The organism is [Borrelia] turdi (genome assembly GCF_030439285.2).
Lineage (GTDB): Bacteria > Spirochaetota > Spirochaetia > Borreliales > Borreliaceae > Borreliella > Borreliella turdi.
In genome coordinates this window covers 685,293-705,381 of the sequence record NZ_CP124018.1, presented here as the reverse complement: position 1 = coordinate 705,381, position 20,089 = coordinate 685,293, and the positions used below count along the sequence as shown (strand labels likewise).

Sequence of the window (20,089 nt, the reverse complement as noted above, 5' to 3'; positions counted from 1 at the left end):
CCTACTTTTTTTGGGATGATTCTTCGGGTTTTTCGCTCTCAACCTTTTCTATAAAGTCTTGAAAAGAACCTTCAGGCATAGAAATTTTTTCTCGAAGCTTTAAAACTCTTTTAAAAGTTTCATGTGCCTTTAACTTACGAAGGGATTCAGTTCCACTAGTCTCATAAACTTTAAATACAGACTCACTATCAATGTCAGAATCTATCGAAACACTCAGCTTATCGTAAAGAACTCTTAAATCTTTAACATAAAAGATAAAATTTTGCTCTTTTGAACTGTGTGATTTTGAAACTCTAAAAGCCTTAAATCTCATTTTGCTTGAAGCAAGAGGATAATTTGGAACATCGTCTTTAATTATTCTAGATGATATGTTGGGAATATAGTTAGGATTTGACCAAATTAAATCCGCCCACCCTTTAAACTTTAAAGTTCCCATAGAGTAAGCATACTCCATGCCATTCATATCTTCAAATAAAACTTCAAGATCTATTTCATATCCTAAGCTATATACTGATACTTTAATCTCTTTCATGGTTTTAATATTATCAATAAGGCCTTTACCCAAGAATTGATTCCCACTTTCCCCCGAATAAAAAGGAATTTTAAATGGCGGCATAATCATAGCAGATGATTGAGAATAGCTTGGAAATAAAACTCTTACCCCTAAAATAGTATCACCCGCATACCTTTTTGACTCACTCTTAACAACAGCAGGCGCAACAACTGAATTTTTGACATAAGCCTGCAACCTTGCAGAAGGAGTAAGCAAGACACTCCAATTGTTTATTCCAAGATCCACAACCATATCTTCAGGCTTAACAATACCAGAAGCACCCGAATACACATAATCAACATAATTTGTAAGATCAAGTTTAGTTGGACTTGGATCTCTTGCAAGTTCGGCAAAATCCAAAACTAATTCTCCGGGCTCTAGCCTTTTAGAGCCCCCTGACAATCCATCAGTCTCTTGAGCAAAAAGAGCAGTGGATAATAAAAAAAATAAAATACTTCTCGCTTTCCTCTTCATTTAAGCCAACTCCTTATATATATAGTAAATCTTTTATAAAATTTTCATTTTTTAATTATCTTTAATTAGTAAAATTATAAAATTTAATTTATCAACTTTGCTCCTTTAGCATACACCCTTCAATAAGAATAACAAGCTTTTTCGCCTTGCCAGGATAGTTAAAGCGTATTGTTTTTATTAAAGACATGGCAAACAGGTTAACCTTAACATCAAAAGATTCATAAGATTCATTATAATCTCCACTATTAAAAGAATCATAGAATTCCTTTGAAAAATTTATGTAATAAATTCCATTTTTTAAAAAAGAATATAAAAATCTTGCATCACTTAATAAAAATCCAAAAGAAAACCCTTCATTGCTTCCTAAAAGGAAATCTTTTACTAAAAGATCTAAATTATCTTTCAAATTTTTCTCATCTCTTAAATACCTTAAATTAGCAACAAACCCCTTGTTAGAGTAAAAATAAAAAACCTTTTTTAAAAAAAGATTGTCATAATTTAAAAAAATCATATAAACAGAAAACAAAAAACTTGCTGCCAAAGCCCCTAAAAGCACTTTAATTGTATACTCTTTTTTCAAATTTAAAAATTTATAAATTACAGCATTATTATATTTAAAAAATACATCCGAAATTTTATTTTTCATAAAAATTTATAAATTCCACTAAAGATTTAAGTATTAGGATATTAAACTTGCTCATGTAATTATAATCCAAAATTAATTTAGCATCTAAAATATTGGACAAAAATCCCATTTCAATCAATACAGCAGGCATGCTGCTATTTTTTATTACAAACCACTGCTCTTCTCTGATTGGCCTAATATTAGTTTCGCTTAACTCATTTTTAAATACTTTATACAAAATTTCAGCCAATCTTTTAGATTCATACTTATATTTAATATCTAGTATATCATTAAGCTCGCTTAAGTATCTATTGCCTTTAATATCATATCCTTTAAAATCTTTAATAACCTCTCTTTTTGAATCCTTGGGAAGATACCAAAACTCAACTCCTCTAGCTTGATTATTTGGAGCATCATTAGCATGTATGGACAAAAATATAACATTGTTTGGAAAATTTGGCTTTATTGCATTTGCAAATTCTGACCGCTCTTTTAAAGTTAAAAACACATCATTTATACGAGTTAACAAAATATTTTTATTTACAAAATAATTACTTAAAATTTTAGACAAATATATAGAATAGGTTAATGCAAAATCTTTTTCTTGAAGCACAACATCATAACCATTTATCTTTAAAGTTACAACCGCACCAGTATCATGTCCACCATGTCCAGGATCAATGATTATCGAAGTAATCCTAGGCTTATTATAACTTTTAAGAGAACTAAAATAATTTTCAATTTGTCTTAATACCTTTTGACTTATTAAAATTTCTCCACGAATGTCAATAATTGGATCTACAAACATATAATAACCAGAAGATGTAAGAGCATATTCAAAACCTACCCTAAACTTTAAATACCCTTTATCATTTTCAATTGTAAAGACATCATTTTCAATGTTAAAATCAAACTTAAAAACATTAGTATCAAAAGAATCAAGAACATTTAAATAATCAAGAGTCTTAGAATATAAGCTTAAATATGAAAACAAAGCCAAATTAATCAATAATATCATTTTCCCAAAGTTCAATGGCACTCTTTAAGTCTCCTTTAAATCTTAAGCTATTTTTAGCAATCTCTCCTTTTATCTCCTTAAACTCTTTTTGGAAGAGAAAAGGATTAATTTTGTATTTTAAACAAATTTTACAAAACCTTAAAAAAGAAAAAACAACGCCATTTCCAACAAAAATTGGGACATAATTCTTAAGTAAAAAAATCAAAAAACTTTTATTTTTGGTTAAATTTTCCGGAGAATTTAATGCAGTATACTGAATTCTCAGCTTCCTATAAATATAAACATGTTCGCCAAAATAAATAGCCCTTAGTCCAAAATCTATTCTTTGAAAATATTCATTTTGGATTCTTCTATCAAAACCTCCAAGCTGTAAAAACTTCTCTTTAGAATAAAGTCCGCAATAATCCATGGTAATTAGAGTTTTTTCATAGTCTTTTTCAGAATTCACTAAAATTACCTTAAACTTTTGCTGTTTATCTATGCTAGGAAGAAAAATTGAAGGAATCATTTCCTCTTCTTTATCAAAAAACTCACCCCCAACAAGAAGAACATTTTTTTTGACTATTTCATCGAATATATTTGGAATCCAAAAAGGATTTAACAAGTACATATCACTTTGCAAAACAAAAACAAAATCACAACTGGACTCTTTCATGGCTAAATTAACCTTTTCTCCAGAATTCAAATCATCAGAAAGTAAAATAAATTTTAACTTACCGTAACTTTCTGAGATAAACTGCAAAGAGCTTCTATTACTCTGTTTTTCAATTGAAATTATTTCTCTTATAAAGTCAAAATTTGATAAAAACTCAAACAAATCTTCTCTAAAAATTTTTGTTCCTCTGCTTAATATTACAAAAGAAATTCCAAAAGAAGATTTTTGTGAATAATTATTTTTAGATTGAATAACAGTATATGAATAGCCGCTATCTTTAAAACGCATAAATTACTTTTAAAATCCTCACAATTAAATTATAATAACCATATGTCAAATAATACAATGTTAATTTCAAGAATAATGAATATTTATACATTATTCTATGGTATGATTATTATCATTTTTACACTCATTTCTTGCAACCATAAGAATATACAGTATGACAAGAGAATTAAAAAATTTTTAGATAAAAACAAAATTGAATATAAAATAGATTCGGAGAGTGACTTTATAGCATTTAAAAATATAAACAATAACGAAAAAGAAGAAGTAATCATTAGATCAAGGCTAAACTCATATAAAAATTCAAAAATAAGAGAAATATTTGGAATTGTCAAAGTATTTGATGTAAACACACAAAAAATTAAAGAAATATCTGAATCCCTTATGAGTGACAGCTATAATAACAGAGTGCTCGGTTCATGGGAGATTATTCATAACGCAGAAAGAGGCATTAACTCTTTAGTATATATTGTAAAAGCAGAAGAATTCGCAAGTGAAACACTTTTGCTTGATGCAATCGACGAGATAGCCTCAACAATAACTATTTTCAAAAAAATAATAACAATCAACAATGAAGATATTGGCAATAATGAAACAAATAATAATGTAAATAAAACATCAAATAAACAGTCCCCTTCAAAGCAAGAAAAAACAAATTCAATAAAAGAATCTAATAAAAATGAACTCAAAGAAGATCAAATCGAAGAAGAACTTCAAGAAATTAAAGCCCAATGATTTATCATTCCACCGATAAAGAATTAATATCAAAACAAAAATTCACTTTATCACCTATTTTTATTTGAAATTTAGAAAATGAGCCTCTTGGAAATTCAAGGGCATATTTTGCCTTATAAATAGAATTAACATTTGCCCTAGAAAATGGTTTTAAACCATAAATCTCTTTAATAATTCCATTCGAATCAATATAAGCTATTTCAAGGGGCAAAGATGTATTTTCCATCCAAAAAGATAAATTTTGTTCTTTTTTAAAAACAAAAAGCATTCCATTTCCATATTCAACTTTTTCAGTACCCATATAGCCTTTTGCTCTATCAAATTCATTAGATGCTATTTTTACAAAAAACTTAAATCCATTTATCACAACTTCTTTATCATAAACATGATCGGCAAAAGACAAAAAAGGCATAGACAAAGCCAAACATAAAAACGGTTTTAAAATTCTTTCCAATTATCAACCCTGCTAACAATCATTTATTATAATTTGCAATATGCGATTTTAAAGTCATTCTTAAAATATTTTTATTTAAAACAATAATACACTCCCCAAGATCCCACAAATAATTCAAAGGTGTTACCAACGTAGCCTCGCCAAACCTTTTTTTTACCTCAATAAAAATTGAATACTGAGATATTAATTTTTTATCAAAAACAAAAGTGTATGAAAACATTTTATTTTTGTCAAAATTAAAAACAGCATATTTTAAATGGGTTTTAGCAATGAATTGTAAAGTCTGTTTCCTAGCATAAGGAAATTCAACTTCTTCAACATCATAATAAAAAATAGTGCTCTTGAGAATATTGTCTTTAACAGATTCCATGCTAGAACCCATAACAAAAGATGTAAAAATAGAAAATAAATAAAAAACCGTAATACCCATACAAAACCTTTATCCATAAACAATGTAAAGAAAAAGCATAACAAATAAAAAACTTGAAAATAAATAAAGCAAAACATTAACATTAATCCCAAAATGAAAAAGTCTTAAAAAGACTTTAGACACTACTGCATTACTTATCATTCTTATTCTTTCTTTTCTTTTAAAAGGTTTTTCTTTAAGCTCTTGAAAAGGGCTGTAATGACAATTAGGGCAACCCTCTCCAAAAGCAGAAACTGGCCCTACATGCCGACAATTTGGACATTCAATATCGCCAAGCTTAGCAGCACAGTTAGGACAAATAGATCTATTAAGTCCAACTTTTTCACCACATTGCTCGCAAAAAACTTCAAAATTTACCTTTGCCAAACGAAAATTCCTTAAATTTTACTTAAAAATAAAGTATCTAAAATACTATATAATTAATTATAATAAAAAATGTATTAATATTACATATTTAAGGGATGCTAAACATGAAATCAGGATTTGCAGCAATACTTGGTAGACCATCAACTGGAAAATCTACACTTTTAAATTCAATATGCGGGCATAAAATATCAATAATATCTCCTATTCCACAAACAACTAGAAATAAAATAAAAGGAATCTTTACAGATAACAGGGGGCAAATTGTTTTCATAGACACACCAGGATTTCATCTAAGTAAAAAAAAGTTTAATATTGCGATGATGAAAAACATACACTCTTCAATAGGAGAAGTTGAACTTATTCTATACTTAATTGATATTCAAGACAAACCTGGAGAAGAAGAAAATAAAATGTTAGAAATAATTAAAAACTCTAAAATTAAATTTTTAGTACTACTTAATAAAATTGATCTTCAAAATACAAAAATAAAAGAAATAACACAATTTTTAAAAGAAAAAGGAATAGAAGATAACAATATAATTAAGATATCTGCTGAGAAAAAAATTAACACAGAAGAATTAAAGAATAAAATTTATGAAAATTTTTCAGAAGGTCCACTTTATTATCCACAAGAATACTACACAGATCAAAAAATAAATTTTAGAATTAGCGAAATAATAAGGGAAAAGGCTATTGAAAACCTAAAAGAAGAACTTCCCTATTCTTTATATGTGGATATTGATACTTTGGAAAATAAAAAAGAAAGTCTTTTTATCAGGGCAAACATTTTTGTAGCTAACGAAAGTCAAAAGGGAATAATTGTGGGAAAAAACGGAAAAGAAATAAAATCAATAGGAGAAAGAGCAAGAAAAACAATTACCAAAATTCTTGAAACAAAATGCAACTTATTTCTCCAGGTAAAACTAAAAAAAAATTGGAACAAAGAAGATAAACTAATAAAAAGACTTATAAATTAATAATTAAGCACAATTTTCTAAATTCTTGAAACTTTAAAAATAAAATGCTAAAATTTGGGTTAGGAATAAAATGTGAAGACAGCACATTGGGCAGATTTTTACGCAGAAAAAATAAAAAAAGAAAAAGGTCCGAAAGACTTATACACAGTAGCATCAGGAATTACTCCATCTGGAACTGTGCATATTGGAAATTTTAGAGAAGTTATCTCGGTAGACCTTGTGGCTAGAGCTTTGAAAGACTCTGGATCAAAAGTAAGGTTTATTTATTCTTGGGATAATTACGATGTATTTCGAAAGGTTCCCAAAAATATGCCAGAACAAGAACTTCTTGCAACTTATTTAAGGCAAGCAATAACAAGAGTTCCTGACACAAGAAGTCATAAAACAAGCTACGCAAGAGCTAACGAAATTGAATTTGAAAAATATCTGCCTATGGTAGGAATCAATCCTGAATTCATCGACCAAAGTAAAAAATACAGCAATAGCGCTTATGCAAATCAAATAAAATTTGCACTTAATAACAAAAAAGAGCTGGCTGAAGCATTAAACGAATACAGAACTTCAAAGATTGAAGAAAATTGGTACCCAATCAGCATATTTTGTACAAAATGTAACAGAGATACAACAACTGTAAATAATTATGATAATCATTACTCTGTTGAATACTCATGTGAATGTGGAAATCAAGAATCTATAGACATAAGAACTACATGGGCAATTAAGCTTCCTTGGAGAATAGATTGGCCTATGAGATGGGAATATGAAAAAGTTGACTTTGAGCCTGCGGGGAAAGACCATCACAGCAGTGGTGGTAGTTTTGATACATCTAAAAATATTGTAAAAATTTTTAAAGGTAGCCCACCTGTAACATTTCAATATGACTTTATTTCAATAAAAGGGCGTGGTGGAAAAATATCCTCCTCATCAGGAGATGTCATATCGCTAAAAGATGTTCTTGAGATTTATACGCCTGAGGTCACAAGATTTTTATTTACTGCTACAAAACCAAATACTGAATTTTCAATCTCATTTGATCTTGACGTAATTAAAATATACGAAGATTACGACAGATTTGAGAGAATCTACTATGGAATAGAAGATATAAAAGAAGAAAAAAAAAGATCATTTAAAAGAATTTATGAGCTATCTCAACCATACATGCCAAGCAAAAGAATCCCTTATCAAATCGGATTTAGACATTTAGGGGTAATCTGTCAAATATTTGAAAATGATATAAATAAAATTCTAAATTACTTGAAAAACGTTCAAGATGATCAAAAAGACAAACTAATTAATAAAATCAAATGTGCAATTAATTGGATAAGGGATTTTGCGCCTGAAGATTTCAAATTTTCATTAAGATCTAAATTTGATAGCATAGAAATACTAAAAGAAGACGAAAAAAAAGCTATTAATGAGCTTTTGGATTTTGTAAAGAAAAATTTTGAAGTTGCTACAGAGCAAGATATTCAAAACGAAATATATAAAATTTCAAGAGGGAATAATATAGAGCCCCCTTTATTTTTTAAACAAATTTATAAAATTTTAATTGATAAAGAAAAAGGCCCCAAATTAGCCGGATTTATCAAAATAATTGGTATTGATCGCTTTGAAAAGATTGTAAGTAAATATATTAAGCCTTAAAATAATAAAAAAAATAAGCCATAATTATATGACTTATTAACACCTTAATACCAATAGACCATTATTTTAACTTTCCCTGACTAGCAACAGATTCCATTGCCCTTTTAATCTTGCTTTCATCACCTAAATAGTAATGTTTAATAGGATTTAAATCTTTATCTAATTCGTAAACCAAAGGAATACCCGTAGGAATGTTAAGTTTTAAAATATCTTCTTCGCTTAAATTATCAAGATATTTAACAAGGGCTCTTAAAGAATTGCCATGAGCAGCAACAATAACTTTTTTACCTTCAAAAACTTCTTTTGCAATCCCATCAGTCCAATAAGGAATAACTCTTGCAACAGTATCTTTAAGACACTCTGTTGAAGGAAGCTCTCTTTTAGGAATATATTTATATCTTGGATCTTTTATTGGGTGACGATCATCAGACTCATCTAAAGACATTGGGGGCACATCATAACTACGTCTCCAAATTAAAACTTTATCTTCCCCATATTTTGCAGCTGTTTCTGATTTATTTAAACCTTGTAAAGCTCCATAATGCCTTTCGTTTAATCTCCAAGTTTTTTTTATACTAATATAAGATTGCCCCAGTTCTCGTAAAATAATATTTAAAGTATCATTAGCCCTTGACAATAAAGAGCTAAAAGCAATATCAAAAGAATAGCCTTCTTGCTTTAGAAGCAAACCTGCCTCTAAAGCCTCATCGATACCTTTATCAGAAAGTTTAACATCTGTCCAACCAGTAAAAAGATTTTCTCTGTTCCACTCACTCTCTCCATGTCTCACTAACACTAATTTATACATAAAATCTCCTAGTATATTATTTTATTTACTAATACTAATAATTATAAATTAGCACAAAATCTAGTCAAGATTTTAACCTTAATTAAATAATGATATACTTTAAAATACATTGAGATTTAAATTAATTCAAGCAAGGAAAAAAATTATGGAAAATCAAAAAATGTTGGTAGCAAAATACGCAATTGATCGCTACATAAAAAGCAATATGAATCTTGGGATTGGAACGGGTACTACTATTTATTATGCAATAAAATATTTAAGCGAAAAACTAAAATCAGGCAACTTGAAAAATTTAAAATTCTATACAACAAGCAGTGATACAAAATATTTACTCTCAAAAGAACAAATTCCTTATGAATCAAATTTCTCAAAACTTGACAAAAATCTAGACATCGCAATTGATGGGGCTGATGAAATTCTATTAGAAAAAAAAAGCTTAATAAAAGGAATGGGGGGTGCGCATCTAATGGAAAAAGTAATAGCTTACAATTCAGAAACATTACTAATAATAGCAGATGAAACAAAAATTGTAAAAAAATTAGGAACAAAAATGCCTATTCCCATAGAAGTTGCCCAAAATGCTGTTGGATTTATTATGACTAGACTTGAAGAAATGAATTTAGACACAACCTTAAGAATTTGTAATGAAAAAAAAGGACCGATTATAACTGATAACAATAATTATATTTTAGACGTAAAAATGCACATAGAAAATCCCGAAGGAGCAGAAAAATACTTCAAACTATTTCCAGGCATACTTGAAATTGGAATATTCAATCATAAAAACACAAAAATAGTTTATTACCAAAACAAACAAATCAAGGAAGCCTAAACTTCACTTTAAAAAAGTTATCATAAAAATAGTTTATAATTTTTACTAAATAAAAATCTAACTTAAACCTTTCACGCCCTTTTAATAACATAATATTATTATCAAAAACAAGCTTTCTACTTAAATTTGAGCAATAATTAATAAACTGAAAAAAATTTTTTTCATTATACTCAAATCTAAGCCTAAGAGACCGCAAGTTAACACCTTGAATAGTAGCAAGTCCTTGAATAAAATGATAAATAAAAAACTCTAAATCCTCTAACAATTCAAACGTTGCTAAGTGATTATTTACTTTAGGAAAACCACTATCTTTTCTAATCAAAGCTCTTACATTATTATTCTTGTCATTGCAGAAAAGCAAGCTTACAGCTTGCAATCCCAACCCCAAATAAGGCTTTAACTCCCAACTTAGTTTATTATGCCTGCTCTCATGCCCCTTTAATACAAAATTAGTAATTTCATAATTAATGTAACCATTGGACTCTAAACACTCTAAAGCACAAAACCACAGCTTTTCTGAATCAATCCCGTTATTAGAATTTCTCAAGGAAAGACCTTCCTCTTCATATATAAAATCACTAAAACATATATGCTCAGGCATATATGAGAGCAATTCTTTTAAATCTCGCTTGAGATCAGATTTATTTTGCAAAGGCATGTTGATAGTCATATCAATATTTAAATCAAAAGGAAACTTTCTAATATTGTTAATTAAAATATTCATTTTTTCATAAGAAATTTCAGGTAACCCCATAATCTTTCTAAATTTTAAAGAGAAACTTTGAATACCAAGATTAATTCGAGTAATACAAAATTCATCCAAAAGTTTAAATTTTTCAAAATCAACATAACCTGGAATAATTTCTAAAGTAAATTCTTCTAATAAAGCCAAATTAATATATTCGGACAAAGAAGTAAAAATAAATTTTAAATTATCCTGCCTACATAAACAAAAATCTAAATGCTTAATGTAAAGTGTTTTTATAATTGGATGACCTAACAAAGTTAAATGATATTTTAATTCCTCTAAAATTCTATTAAAAATGCTAAAATCTTTATAACAAAATGACATATTAATATAAAGGCTTAACTCGACAAGAGGTAAAAGATCTACTTTCATAATTGGTCTTTTAAAAATTTAAGTTTAATTATAACATATATAAAGTATAAATATTAAAATATATTAAAAAAATACAATAAATAAAGTAGATTTGAAGGAGATTTTTTAATGACTAAAGATTACTATAATATACTTGGAATACAAAAAAATGCTAGTAATGAAGAAATTAAAAAAGCTTACAAAAAATTGGCAATAAAATATCATCCGGACAAAAATAAAGGAAACAAAATAGCCGAAGAAAAGTTTAAAGAAATAAATGAGGCTTATGAAATTTTATCTTCTCCTGATAAAAAAAGAAATTATGACGCTTTGGGTAGCACTAATTTTAATAACAACGACGACCATTTTGAAAAAGAATTTAACAGCTCAAGATTTAGCAATTTTGAAGATTTAGATTTTTTTTCCCAAATATTTACTGGATCTTCAAGAAAAACAATAGACAAAGAAATAATTTTAAATATTTCACTTTATGATGCTTATATGGGAAGTAAAAAAATAATACTTATAAACAATAAAGAAATCGAAATAATAATTCCAAAAGGAACATTAGAAACAACTAAAATAAAAATAAACAATAAAGGCCCTATTAATCCAATTTCTGGAATAAAAGGGAGCTTAATAGTTAAATTTAATATATCAAGCTATAAAAAATTTAAACTAAATGGAAAAACCTTAGAAACAACAATAGAAGTTTATCCATGGGAAATAGCTCTAGGTTGCGAAAAACTATTTGAAACAATTGAGGGGAAAAAAATAAAACTTAAAATTCCTTCGGATGCAAAAAATGGAGAGATTTTAAACTTAAAAGGACTAGGAATGCCTATAATTGGAAGTAGCACAAAAAGGCATCTTAAAGTCACTTTGACAGTAAAAATTCCAAAAATAATAAATAACGAAGTAAAAGCTATTTACGAAAGATTAAAAGAGATATACAGTTAAAGTGTTTCTGAAAATAAATGCCCAAAATTTTTTAAATTTGCCTCCCAACCTGACCTATATTCATTAAATTTATTTATCTTAGACTCATATTCTTTGATTCCATCCTCAATATTATCAAAATTCTTAGCAATATCCACTGAAAATTGAAAAACATCGCCTTGTCGGGGAGCAAGAGTAAAAAAGGCAAATTTCCAATTTCCAGAATTAATAGTAGATATTATCCTTTTTTGGAAAACATAATCAGATATTAAAACAAATTTTTGAAACTCTTTTCTTCGTAAATAAATAAGCTCATTCCACTCATTAAAAATAGCATCTGGCAATTCGTTTAAACCTATCTCAATTATATTGTTGATAGATAGAAGAATTTGTAAAATTTCCAATAAATTCAAATAATAGCTATCAAAACATTGAATTGTAATCTCAAGCAAAGCAATTTTTATAAGCAATTTAGAAATGTCAAGACTGTGATCTTTCATGATTTTATCAATTCTATCTTTTGTGTGATCTATAATAAATTTTTTATGAGTTTCTTTAATATTGCTACTTTTTTTAATTTGCTCTAATTTTTCATAATAATCATTAATTTCTTTATTAATTACATCTAAATTATTGCTATTGGCCTCATTGGAGAAAAAATCCAACGAATTACTAAGTCGATCTAAAAATTCTTCTTGAATAAAAAATGAAGCAATTCTTATGCAAGAAAATGGAGCTTTACCCTTTTTTTCAAAATTTTCTATTTTTTGCTTAAGATCTACTCTAAAATTTAAGTATTTAAGCTTATCTAAAAATTTATTAAAATGGGAAACATTTTCTAACAATTCATCTTCTTGAATCTCTAAAAATTCCGAATGGGGATGATATTTCCTTATCAAATTTTTAATAACAAGCAAAGTATCTAAAAAAATAGATTTATTAGCATCCCAAGATTTACTGATATTGGGATTAAAATCCTTATAAATCTTATCTAAAAACACAAGTTTATCTTTAAGCAAATTAGCATCGTTAATAAGGCTTGACTGTTCACGATAAGAATAATAATTTATTAAACTATACCTAAAAATACTGAAATTAAGATGTTTTTGAAAATCAAAAAATCTATAAAATCCTAATGAACCAAAATCAAAAAACTTCATGCCCAAATATCATATTATTAAAGACCTACTTTATCTTTTTATACAAATTTAAAAGTATTGGAGATGCTATAAACACAGAAGAATAAGTCCCAACAATTACTCCTACCATAAATACCAAAGAAAAATCTTTTATAGGTCCTTCAGTAAACACGTAAATAGAAAATACTGCAACAAATGTTGTAATTGAAGTCAAAACAGTTCTTGATAAAGTTTGACTGATGCTTATATTTAATATATTTAAAAATGTATTATCGGTTAATCGCCTAACATTATCTCTAATTCTATCAAAAATAATTATTGTATCGTTTAAAGAATATCCAATAATGGTTAGTATTGCCACAATAATATAACTATTAATCTCTATTCTAAATACCCCTAAAAAAGCAACTATAAAAAATATATCATGAAATGTTGAAAGTATGGAAGCAATAGCATAACTTAGTTTAAATCTTAAAGTTATATAAATCAAAATCAGAGTGAATGTTCCTAATACCAAAAATATTGACCTAATTCTCAAAGTAGAAGAAAAGCTTGAATCAATAAAATAAGAGTCTAAAACTTCAATATTAGCATCAAATGTCTTTTTAAGTTCGTCCATTATTGTTTTTTGAACTTCTGTTTTAAAAGCATAATCAATGATATCTGACTTTACCATAATGGAGAATTCGCTTTTATTCTTATTAGATGAAAAAATGCTATTGACATCTAAAGCCTTATAAATCGAAGAAAATATTTTTTTAATTTCATTTTCTTTAATATCTGATTTTTCTATTGAAAGATTAATATTAACTCTAGGAGAAAAATCTATTCCCCAATTATATCCACCATGATGAAAAAAGGTGTAAATAAGTCCAATCAAAGTCAAAATAAAACTAACAATTAAAACATTGCTTCCATATTTTGAAAAATTAATTACTCTTTGCATATTTTGAACTCCAAGATATACTTACAAATTTGCTTTTTCTAACAGATATGATAAATTCCAAAATAAATCTTGAAAAAATCAAACTACTAAAAAGGGATGCCACAATTCCAACAGAAAGAGACCATGCGAAACCTTGAATAACTCCTGTTCCAAGAAGAGTTAAAAAAAGAACCGCAATAAATGTCGTTATATTTGCATCCATAATGGATAAAAAGGCTTTCTTAAAACCACCCTCAAAAGCATTTTCAAATTTTCTACCCTCTCTGATTTCTTCTTTAATTCTCTCATAAATAACTATATTTATGTCCACAGCCATACCCATTGTCAAAATAAGACCTGCAATGCTTGTCAAAGTTAAAGTAAAATTAAAGGCCGACAATATTGCTAAAATTAAAAATACATTATAAATAACAAGTGAAAATCCGGCTACAAAACCACCCAACCCATAATAAATACACATAAATAAAAATACTAAACAAAGAGCAAGCGCAGAAGCTTTAACACCAAGATCAATAGTCTTAGCACCAAGAGTAGGCCCTATTATTCTCAAATCATCTATTTTAATCTCAACCGGAAAAGCTGCGGTTTTAAACACTAAAGCAAGATCCAAGGCCTCTTTTTTATCAAAAGAGTCGCCCTGAATTGAAACATTACCGCCTGTAATAGCATACCCAATTCCTGCCACAGACCTAATTTTACCTTCCATAACAACAGCTAAAGACTTTCCAACATTTTTTTGAGTAAATTTAAAAAATTTTTCACTTCCATCAACATCAAGGTTAAAAGCAACAATATCTCGACCTGTTCTAGGATCATTAGAGACCCCGGCATCTTTAATGTGAGCACCATCAAATGAGTTTTCAGGGCTTGCATCAACTACATAATAACGAACTGAGGACTCATCATCTACCCCATAAGAGTCTTTAACATACCAAGGAAAAATTTGCTTACTATCTGAAAGGTTCATATTTGCCTGAATTTCGGAAATAGAAAAAAGAGAGCCTGCTTCTAATATTTTTTTATGCAAAAGAGATGTAGACTCGTCATCAACCACATAAAAAGTCAAATTGCCCTTCCCACTCAAAAGAGTGCTTACCCTACTCTCATCTTTTTCTCCAGGAATATCTAAGAAAATTTTATTTCCTCCGGCCTCTCTTGCAATTTTAGGCTCTGTAAGCCCAAACCTATCTACTCTATCTTTAAGAATTTGCATTATACGATAAATAGCATCTTCTCTCTCAGCAAAAGTCAAAGAACGACCTAATTTTTTTTCAATATTTGAATAATTAAGAGAAATGGTAACACTCATCCCTCCAGACAAATCAAGTCCAAGATGTATTATTCTGTTCTTACTTTTCTTTATGTTTTCATAATATCTATAAATCTCTAAACTTACTTCTTCCATATCTGAATCAGTTAAAAATCCTTCACGCAAAGTTTTAGCAGTAAAAGAATTAGGCAAAATTTTCATTGAAGACTTATAATTATTTTTTGCTATGGGAATTAAATAAGAAAGACTAGGCGGAATGCTACTATTGGGATCTTTATGATACAACTCCTTAAGCTTAACAAGATCATTCAAGGCTTTTTTCTTTGAATAATCTCTTAAGGCCTCTTGTGAATATGAGCTTATCTTTTTATCCTCAATGCTCATTAAAAAATACCACTTTAAAGTCGGATATATTAAAAAACACGCAAAAAACGTCACCAGCAATATCAATACAAGCTTAGATCCTTTTTTCATTATACAAATCCTTAAAATTTTTACCAAATACCATCATTAGCTACCAGCTCTAATTTCATCTTAAATTATAATACCTTATAATACCTTTTTAACTTCATTTTTTTCATACAAAACTTTATCAATAGAGGTTTTTACAAATACTGCTTCGATATTTGGATTTAATTCTAAAATAACATCCGTATCGCCTAGTTTTTTAACAACTCCAAAAATTCCACCTATTGTTAATACCTTATCGCCTTTTTTTAGATTTTTTATCATTTCTTTTTTATTCTTTTCTTCCTTACGCTGAGGAGATATCACTAAAAACCAAAATATAGCAATAACAGGCACAAAAACTAACAAACTTCGGAAAAAGCTACTATTGCTACTAAATTCTTGCAATAAAAACACAAAACCCCCCTTTTTACTATATATACGTCACTTTTATCTTATTAATATCATCGGGATAAACTACTCCAAATAAAAGCTTAAAGTCGTCTTTTTTGGTATAATTAGAATTACTTATTTTATTATACTCTCCAATTAAATAATTAATAAGAGTATCATCATTTCTATAAAGAGCCTTACTAAAGGCGCTTCTATAAAGCCCAAGTTCAAAAAGCTCCTTAACGCTTTTGCCTCTGTTTTCCCTTAAAAGCTGTCTATCTACTATTGCTTTTGAACAATCATAGCCTATACAAAAAACAAATTCATCCTCACTCAAAATAATTCCCTTGAATAATAAAATATTCCACCGGCAAAAACACAAGCTTCACCGGTGAAACTTTAATTTACATCATCCCCATTCCTGGGTCCATAGGATAACCACCACCACCGCTAGAAGTATTTTTTTCTTCTTTAATATCGGTGATTGCACATTCTGTTGTTAATAAAAGTCCAGCAATTGAAGCAGCATTTTGAAGTGCACTTCTTGTAACCTTAGCAGGATCAATTATTCCACTCTCAATCATATTTACCCACTTAAAGCTAGAAGCATCAAACCCGAGTCCCTTTTTCTCGGTTTTGATTTGATGGATATAAATAGACCCTTCAAAACCAGCATTTGAAATAATTTGCCTCATTGGCTCTTCAAGGCTTCTTTTTACAATCTCAAAACCTTGCTTTTCCTCATAACTTAATTTACTTGTATCTATTGTATCCAAATACATGGCAACTTCAATAAGGGTTGATCCTCCACCAGGCACAACACCCTCTTCAACAGCAGCACGAGTTGCAGAAAGGGCATCTTCTACTCTATGCTTTTTCTCCTTAAGCTCCACTTCAGTAACAGCCCCAACATTAATAACGGCAACTCCTCCAACAAGCTTTGCAAGACGTTCTTGGAGTTTTTCTTTATCATATTCAGATGTTGAATCTTCAATTTGTTTTTTAATAAGCTCTGAACGCTCTTTTATTTGTTTTTTATTTCCAGTATTAATAATAGTAGTATTGTCTTTATCAACCTTAATAGTTTTAGCCTGTCCAAGTTGCTCAATTTCAACTGTCTCAAGAGTAAGGCCTAGCTCTTCACTGATTAAAACACCACCAGTAAGCACTGCAATATCCTCAAGCATTGCTTTTCGTCTATCACCAAAACCGGGCGATTTAATTGCACAAACTTTCAAGGCTCCTCTAACGCTGTTTAAAACAAGAGCAGCAAGAGCATCCCCTTCGATGTCCTCAGCAATAATTAACAAAGGTTTATTTGTTCCTAAAACTTTCTCAAGAACTGGTAAAAGCTCTTTAATAGAACTAATTTTCTTCTCGTATATTAAAATAAAAGCATCATCAAAACTAACGCTCATATTCTCTTTATTGGTAGAAAAATAAGGAGAAAGATATCCTCTATCAAATTGCATACCCTCAACATAAGAAATCGTAGTATCAAAAGTTTTTGACTCTTCGACTGTTATAACTCCATCTTTTCCAACTTTATCCATTGCCTCAGCAATTTTTTCGCCTATATAGCTGTCATTATTAGCAGAAATTGAAGCTACTTGTGCAATCTCTTCTTTTGTTGTAATCTTCTTTGCAGACTGTCTAATTTTCTCAGCAGCTAAATTTACAGCATGATCTATTCCCTTTTTTATTCCAATAGGATTAATTCCTGAAGACACATTCTTAAGACCTTCTCTTGCAATGGCATAAGCAAGAACGGTGGCGGTTGTTGTTCCATCCCCAGCAACATCATTTGTTTTAATAGCAACTTCCTTTAAAAGCTGCGCTCCCATATTTTCAAATGGATTTTCAAGCTCAATCTCACGAGCAACGCTAACACCATCCTTTGTAACTGTTGGAGAGCCGAACTTTTTATCAATAAGGACATTTCTCCCCTTTGGCCCAAGAGTTACTTTTACAGCATTGGATAATTTTTCAACGCCACTAAGTAAGCTTTTTCTAGCATCTTCATTAAAATATATGTCTTTAGCCATAAAAATTTTACCCCTTTTTATTCATAAAATAATTTATATTTAACATTATAAGATTAACACAAACTTAATACATTCGCTATAGCGTATTGCTTTTGTATATTAAAAAATATAAAATGTACAAAACCAGCACAAATTTTTATTATATAATATAAATGTTGACTAATCTTTATATCATAAAGACAAATTGTTTATGTTTAGAAAACTAAAAAAATCAAAAACTTACATTATTATTATTTCAATAACTAAATTTTCAGAGAACAACCTGTTATCAATAGTATCAAATATAAAATATTTAATTGAACACAAGCAGCTAGCTTACAAAATACATTGGACATTCCCAATATACTTTTTTGAAATTCTAAGAGAACATGAAGAATTAAATAAATGGTTATTTGAAAGATTTAAAACTAATAAAGATATATATATGCCTGGAACTTACAGTGGAAGCCCTCATGAATACATGCTACACGATGAAATACATTTGGATTTGTATTGGGCACTAAAAAATCCATTTAAAAGTGGATACAAAGACATATTCCAAAATACGCCTATTATGCTTTACATATACAATATAGAAAAGCTTAGAAAAAAAGTGACTGCGCTTTACAGAAAACTTAATTTCAATTATACAGAGGGCATAAGACAGAGCAAAAATAATAAAACTTACTTAATTTTTTATAAAAATAACTGCCAATATTTATATGAGGTCCAAAAGATAAATTCTCCAAAAAACAACCTAGAAACTCTTATTTATTTTTATGAAATCAAAGAAACTTATGACAATCAAGAATTAAAAAATTTTTTACTTCATTTAAAAGCCTTAGAAAATAACTTGCACAGCATTAAGATACAAAATTTGGAAGGATCTAAGCTTACTACCGAACTACTAGAAATTCCAAAATTCAATTCTCTTAAAGAGCAAGAACCAATAATAAATTTTCAAAACAAAAGACTCAAAGATTATCAAATCAACGAAAAAAGCTTAAGAGAATTTTTAATAAATAAACACCAAGAAAAAATTGTAAAAAATTCAGAATCCATTGTACCTAAGAATTTAGAATACAATATGGAAGGAAATTTCACACTATCTCACGATCAATACAATATCAAATTCGAAAACGGAAAATTAAATAAAATAAGATTTAAAGATAAAAACGCTGAATTTCTAAATACATCTAGAACCTATTTCAAGGTTTTATCTAAAAAAGAATTAATAAAAGAAGCATCTATTGAAAGCTCATTTTCTTTCTCAAATGAAAAAATTTTAGGAATAAAACAATATTTAGCTTTTAGCTCTGCTAAAAAATCAACAATTGATTTTTTTATAGATGAGACTATCTCTAGCTTCTTTGTGTCCATTAAAATAAAATGGCCTTCTAAGATCGATCTAGATAAAAAAACATTGAAAAAGTGCAATCCCGATTATCTTCTTGAATATTCAGCCCTTGAAATACCTGTTTTTGAAATTGCAAAAGGCACTAATTTAAAAATCACAGCAAAATACAGCGATCTTGATACTTATGAAAAAATAATAATAACTAAAAACAATCCGAAGGGTTACATTAATGGTACAGAATTTTTGATATCTAAAGGAAATGATAAAAACAGTAATTTTTTTATAAGTTTTTTAAATGTTGAAAAACAAATCATTCATACAATTAATTATAAAATTGAAAAAATAAATTCTAAAAAATGGTTAATTTTAAACATAGGAGGCTCTTATAACACAGTTAAAATCCAAGATATAATAAACTACTCTCAAACGCTAAATTTAATGATACTGCCATTAAATAATAATTTTGACAACAAAATAAAACTGAATTCAAAAATAAAAAATTTAATTTTTTATACCAATATAAAAAAATATGAAAATAAATAAATAATAAGTAGTAAAATATTAATAACTAGGTATAAAATTATCCTAAGAAGAACATAAAAAATATTTAATCTTTAAT

The 20,089-nt window shown here is 28.2% G+C and carries 21 protein-coding genes; 6 read left to right on the top strand and 15 right to left on the bottom strand.

Annotation, left to right across the window (positions count from 1 at the left end; all coding sequences use genetic code 11):
- Position 1 precedes the first annotated feature (1 nt).
- The 4 genes from flaA to QIA31_RS03885 all read right to left on the bottom strand — a co-directional run bounded on the left by flaA (position 2) and on the right by QIA31_RS03885 (position 3,613).
- Positions 2-1,027 (bottom strand): flagellar filament outer layer protein FlaA, encoded by a 1,026-nt coding sequence (gene flaA / locus QIA31_RS03900; RefSeq protein ID WP_301394324.1) that lies wholly within the window; start codon positions 1,025-1,027, stop codon positions 2-4.
- A gap of 91 nt (positions 1,028-1,118) precedes the next feature.
- Positions 1,119-1,673, bottom strand: coding sequence for a flagellar filament outsheath protein (locus QIA31_RS03895; protein WP_301394323.1), 555 nt, complete (start codon positions 1,671-1,673; stop codon positions 1,119-1,121).
- Positions 1,663-2,661, bottom strand: a complete 999-nt coding sequence (locus QIA31_RS03890; protein WP_301394478.1) for an N-acetylmuramoyl-L-alanine amidase — start codon at positions 2,659-2,661, stop codon at positions 1,663-1,665. Before QIA31_RS03890 ends, QIA31_RS03895 begins: the two co-directional genes overlap by 11 nt.
- Complete coding sequence (locus QIA31_RS03885; protein WP_301394322.1) at positions 2,654-3,613, bottom strand: glycosyltransferase family protein; 960 nt, start codon at positions 3,611-3,613, stop codon at positions 2,654-2,656. Before QIA31_RS03885 ends, QIA31_RS03890 begins: the two co-directional genes overlap by 8 nt.
- A 57-nt stretch (positions 3,614-3,670) precedes the next feature.
- On the opposite strand from QIA31_RS03885, the gene QIA31_RS03880 reads away from it, so the two are divergent.
- A complete protein-coding gene (locus QIA31_RS03880; protein ID WP_301394477.1) occupies positions 3,671-4,345 on the top strand; it encodes a hypothetical protein in 675 nt (224 codons plus the stop codon).
- 4 nt (positions 4,346-4,349) lie between these two features.
- Here QIA31_RS03880 and QIA31_RS03875 read toward each other — a convergent pair whose 3' ends face one another.
- The 3 genes from QIA31_RS03875 to QIA31_RS03865 are packed head-to-tail and all read right to left on the bottom strand — an operon-like array spanning position 4,350 to position 5,595.
- Positions 4,350-4,799 (bottom strand): DUF192 domain-containing protein, encoded by a 450-nt coding sequence (locus QIA31_RS03875; RefSeq protein WP_301394321.1) that lies wholly within the window; start codon positions 4,797-4,799, stop codon positions 4,350-4,352.
- Between the two features lie 19 nt (positions 4,800-4,818).
- On the bottom strand, positions 4,819-5,229 hold the full coding sequence (locus QIA31_RS03870) for a hypothetical protein (protein ID WP_301385815.1): 411 nt from the start codon (positions 5,227-5,229) through the stop codon (positions 4,819-4,821).
- 9 nt (positions 5,230-5,238) lie between these two features.
- Complete coding sequence (locus QIA31_RS03865) at positions 5,239-5,595, bottom strand: hypothetical protein (protein WP_301385813.1); 357 nt, start codon at positions 5,593-5,595, stop codon at positions 5,239-5,241.
- A gap of 104 nt (positions 5,596-5,699) precedes the next feature.
- On the opposite strand from QIA31_RS03865, the gene era reads away from it, so the two are divergent.
- Together era and lysS are read left to right on the top strand one after the other, a co-directional pair.
- Positions 5,700-6,572 carry a GTPase Era gene (era, locus tag QIA31_RS03860; protein WP_301394320.1) on the top strand — a complete coding sequence of 291 codons (873 nt, stop codon included), beginning with the start codon at positions 5,700-5,702 and terminating at the stop codon, positions 6,570-6,572.
- A gap of 72 nt (positions 6,573-6,644) precedes the next feature.
- Entirely contained in the window at positions 6,645-8,216 is a 1,572-nt protein-coding gene (gene lysS / locus QIA31_RS03855; protein ID WP_301394319.1) for a lysine--tRNA ligase, read from the top strand.
- Between the two features lie 61 nt (positions 8,217-8,277).
- Here the strand turns inward: lysS and gpmA are convergent, their stop codons facing one another.
- Positions 8,278-9,024, bottom strand: a complete 747-nt coding sequence (gene gpmA, locus QIA31_RS03850) for a 2,3-diphosphoglycerate-dependent phosphoglycerate mutase (protein WP_301394318.1) — start codon at positions 9,022-9,024, stop codon at positions 8,278-8,280.
- Between the two features lie 145 nt (positions 9,025-9,169).
- On the opposite strand from gpmA, the gene rpiA reads away from it, so the two are divergent.
- A complete protein-coding gene (gene rpiA, locus QIA31_RS03845) occupies positions 9,170-9,856 on the top strand; it encodes a ribose 5-phosphate isomerase A (protein WP_301394317.1) in 687 nt (228 codons plus the stop codon).
- Here the strand turns inward: rpiA and psgB are convergent.
- The gene (gene psgB / locus QIA31_RS03840; protein WP_301394316.1) at positions 9,843-10,976 is read right to left on the bottom strand and encodes a HemN-related non-iron pseudo-SAM protein PsgB; all 1,134 of its coding nucleotides are present in this window, start codon (positions 10,974-10,976) and stop codon (positions 9,843-9,845) included. The two genes, rpiA and psgB, sit on opposite strands and share 14 nt — an antisense overlap.
- Positions 10,977-11,084: 108 nt before the next feature.
- On the opposite strand from psgB, the gene QIA31_RS03835 reads away from it, so the two are divergent.
- On the top strand, positions 11,085-11,915 hold the full coding sequence (locus tag QIA31_RS03835) for a DnaJ domain-containing protein (protein WP_301394315.1): 831 nt from the start codon (positions 11,085-11,087) through the stop codon (positions 11,913-11,915).
- On the opposite strand, the gene QIA31_RS03830 is transcribed toward QIA31_RS03835, so the two are convergent.
- The 6 genes from QIA31_RS03830 to groL all read right to left on the bottom strand — a co-directional run bounded on the left by QIA31_RS03830 (position 11,912) and on the right by groL (position 18,134).
- On the bottom strand, positions 11,912-13,054 hold the full coding sequence (locus tag QIA31_RS03830; protein ID WP_151060310.1) for a hypothetical protein: 1,143 nt from the start codon (positions 13,052-13,054) through the stop codon (positions 11,912-11,914). The two genes, QIA31_RS03835 and QIA31_RS03830, sit on opposite strands and share 4 nt — an antisense overlap.
- 25 nt (positions 13,055-13,079) lie before the next feature.
- Positions 13,080-13,979, bottom strand: coding sequence for a protein translocase subunit SecF (secF, locus tag QIA31_RS03825; RefSeq protein WP_301394314.1), 900 nt, complete (start codon positions 13,977-13,979; stop codon positions 13,080-13,082).
- Positions 13,963-15,723 (bottom strand): protein translocase subunit SecD, encoded by a 1,761-nt coding sequence (secD, locus tag QIA31_RS03820; RefSeq protein WP_301394313.1) that lies wholly within the window; start codon positions 15,721-15,723, stop codon positions 13,963-13,965. The genes secF and secD overlap by 17 nt, the downstream gene beginning before the upstream one ends.
- A gap of 75 nt (positions 15,724-15,798) precedes the next feature.
- Entirely contained in the window at positions 15,799-16,137 is a 339-nt protein-coding gene (gene yajC, locus QIA31_RS03815) for a preprotein translocase subunit YajC (RefSeq protein ID WP_301394475.1), read from the bottom strand.
- Positions 16,130-16,426, bottom strand: a complete 297-nt coding sequence (locus QIA31_RS03810; protein ID WP_301394312.1) for a hypothetical protein — start codon at positions 16,424-16,426, stop codon at positions 16,130-16,132. The genes yajC and QIA31_RS03810 overlap by 8 nt, the downstream gene beginning before the upstream one ends.
- Before the next feature lie 67 nt (positions 16,427-16,493).
- On the bottom strand, positions 16,494-18,134 hold the full coding sequence (gene groL / locus QIA31_RS03805; protein WP_151060299.1) for a chaperonin GroEL: 1,641 nt from the start codon (positions 18,132-18,134) through the stop codon (positions 16,494-16,496).
- Positions 18,135-18,324: 190 nt separating this feature from the next.
- On the opposite strand from groL, the gene QIA31_RS03800 reads away from it, so the two are divergent.
- Positions 18,325-20,013, top strand: a complete 1,689-nt coding sequence (locus QIA31_RS03800) for a histidine kinase (RefSeq protein WP_301394311.1) — start codon at positions 18,325-18,327, stop codon at positions 20,011-20,013.
- Positions 20,014-20,089 lie beyond the last annotated feature (76 nt).

Coding starts and splice junctions, on each gene's coding strand:
- flaA (WP_301394324.1), bottom strand. CDS start 1,027: ATGAAGAGGAAAGCGAGAAGTATTTTATTTTTTTTATTATCCACTGCT.
- QIA31_RS03895 (WP_301394323.1), bottom strand. CDS start 1,673: ATGAAAAATAAAATTTCGGATGTATTTTTTAAATATAATAATGCTGTA.
- QIA31_RS03885 (WP_301394322.1), bottom strand. CDS start 3,613: ATGCGTTTTAAAGATAGCGGCTATTCATATACTGTTATTCAATCTAAA.
- QIA31_RS03880 (WP_301394477.1), top strand. CDS start 3,671: ATGTTAATTTCAAGAATAATGAATATTTATACATTATTCTATGGTATG.
- QIA31_RS03870 (WP_301385815.1), bottom strand. CDS start 5,229: ATGGGTATTACGGTTTTTTATTTATTTTCTATTTTTACATCTTTTGTT.
- era (WP_301394320.1), top strand. CDS start 5,700: ATGAAATCAGGATTTGCAGCAATACTTGGTAGACCATCAACTGGAAAA.
- gpmA (WP_301394318.1), bottom strand. CDS start 9,024: ATGTATAAATTAGTGTTAGTGAGACATGGAGAGAGTGAGTGGAACAGA.
- rpiA (WP_301394317.1), top strand. CDS start 9,170: ATGGAAAATCAAAAAATGTTGGTAGCAAAATACGCAATTGATCGCTAC.
- psgB (WP_301394316.1), bottom strand. CDS start 10,976: ATGAAAGTAGATCTTTTACCTCTTGTCGAGTTAAGCCTTTATATTAAT.
- QIA31_RS03835 (WP_301394315.1), top strand. CDS start 11,085: ATGACTAAAGATTACTATAATATACTTGGAATACAAAAAAATGCTAGT.
- QIA31_RS03830 (WP_151060310.1), bottom strand. CDS start 13,054: ATGAAGTTTTTTGATTTTGGTTCATTAGGATTTTATAGATTTTTTGAT.
- secF (WP_301394314.1), bottom strand. CDS start 13,979: ATGCAAAGAGTAATTAATTTTTCAAAATATGGAAGCAATGTTTTAATT.
- secD (WP_301394313.1), bottom strand. CDS start 15,723: ATGAAAAAAGGATCTAAGCTTGTATTGATATTGCTGGTGACGTTTTTT.
- groL (WP_151060299.1), bottom strand. CDS start 18,134: ATGGCTAAAGACATATATTTTAATGAAGATGCTAGAAAAAGCTTACTT.
- QIA31_RS03800 (WP_301394311.1), top strand. CDS start 18,325: ATGTTTAGAAAACTAAAAAAATCAAAAACTTACATTATTATTATTTCA.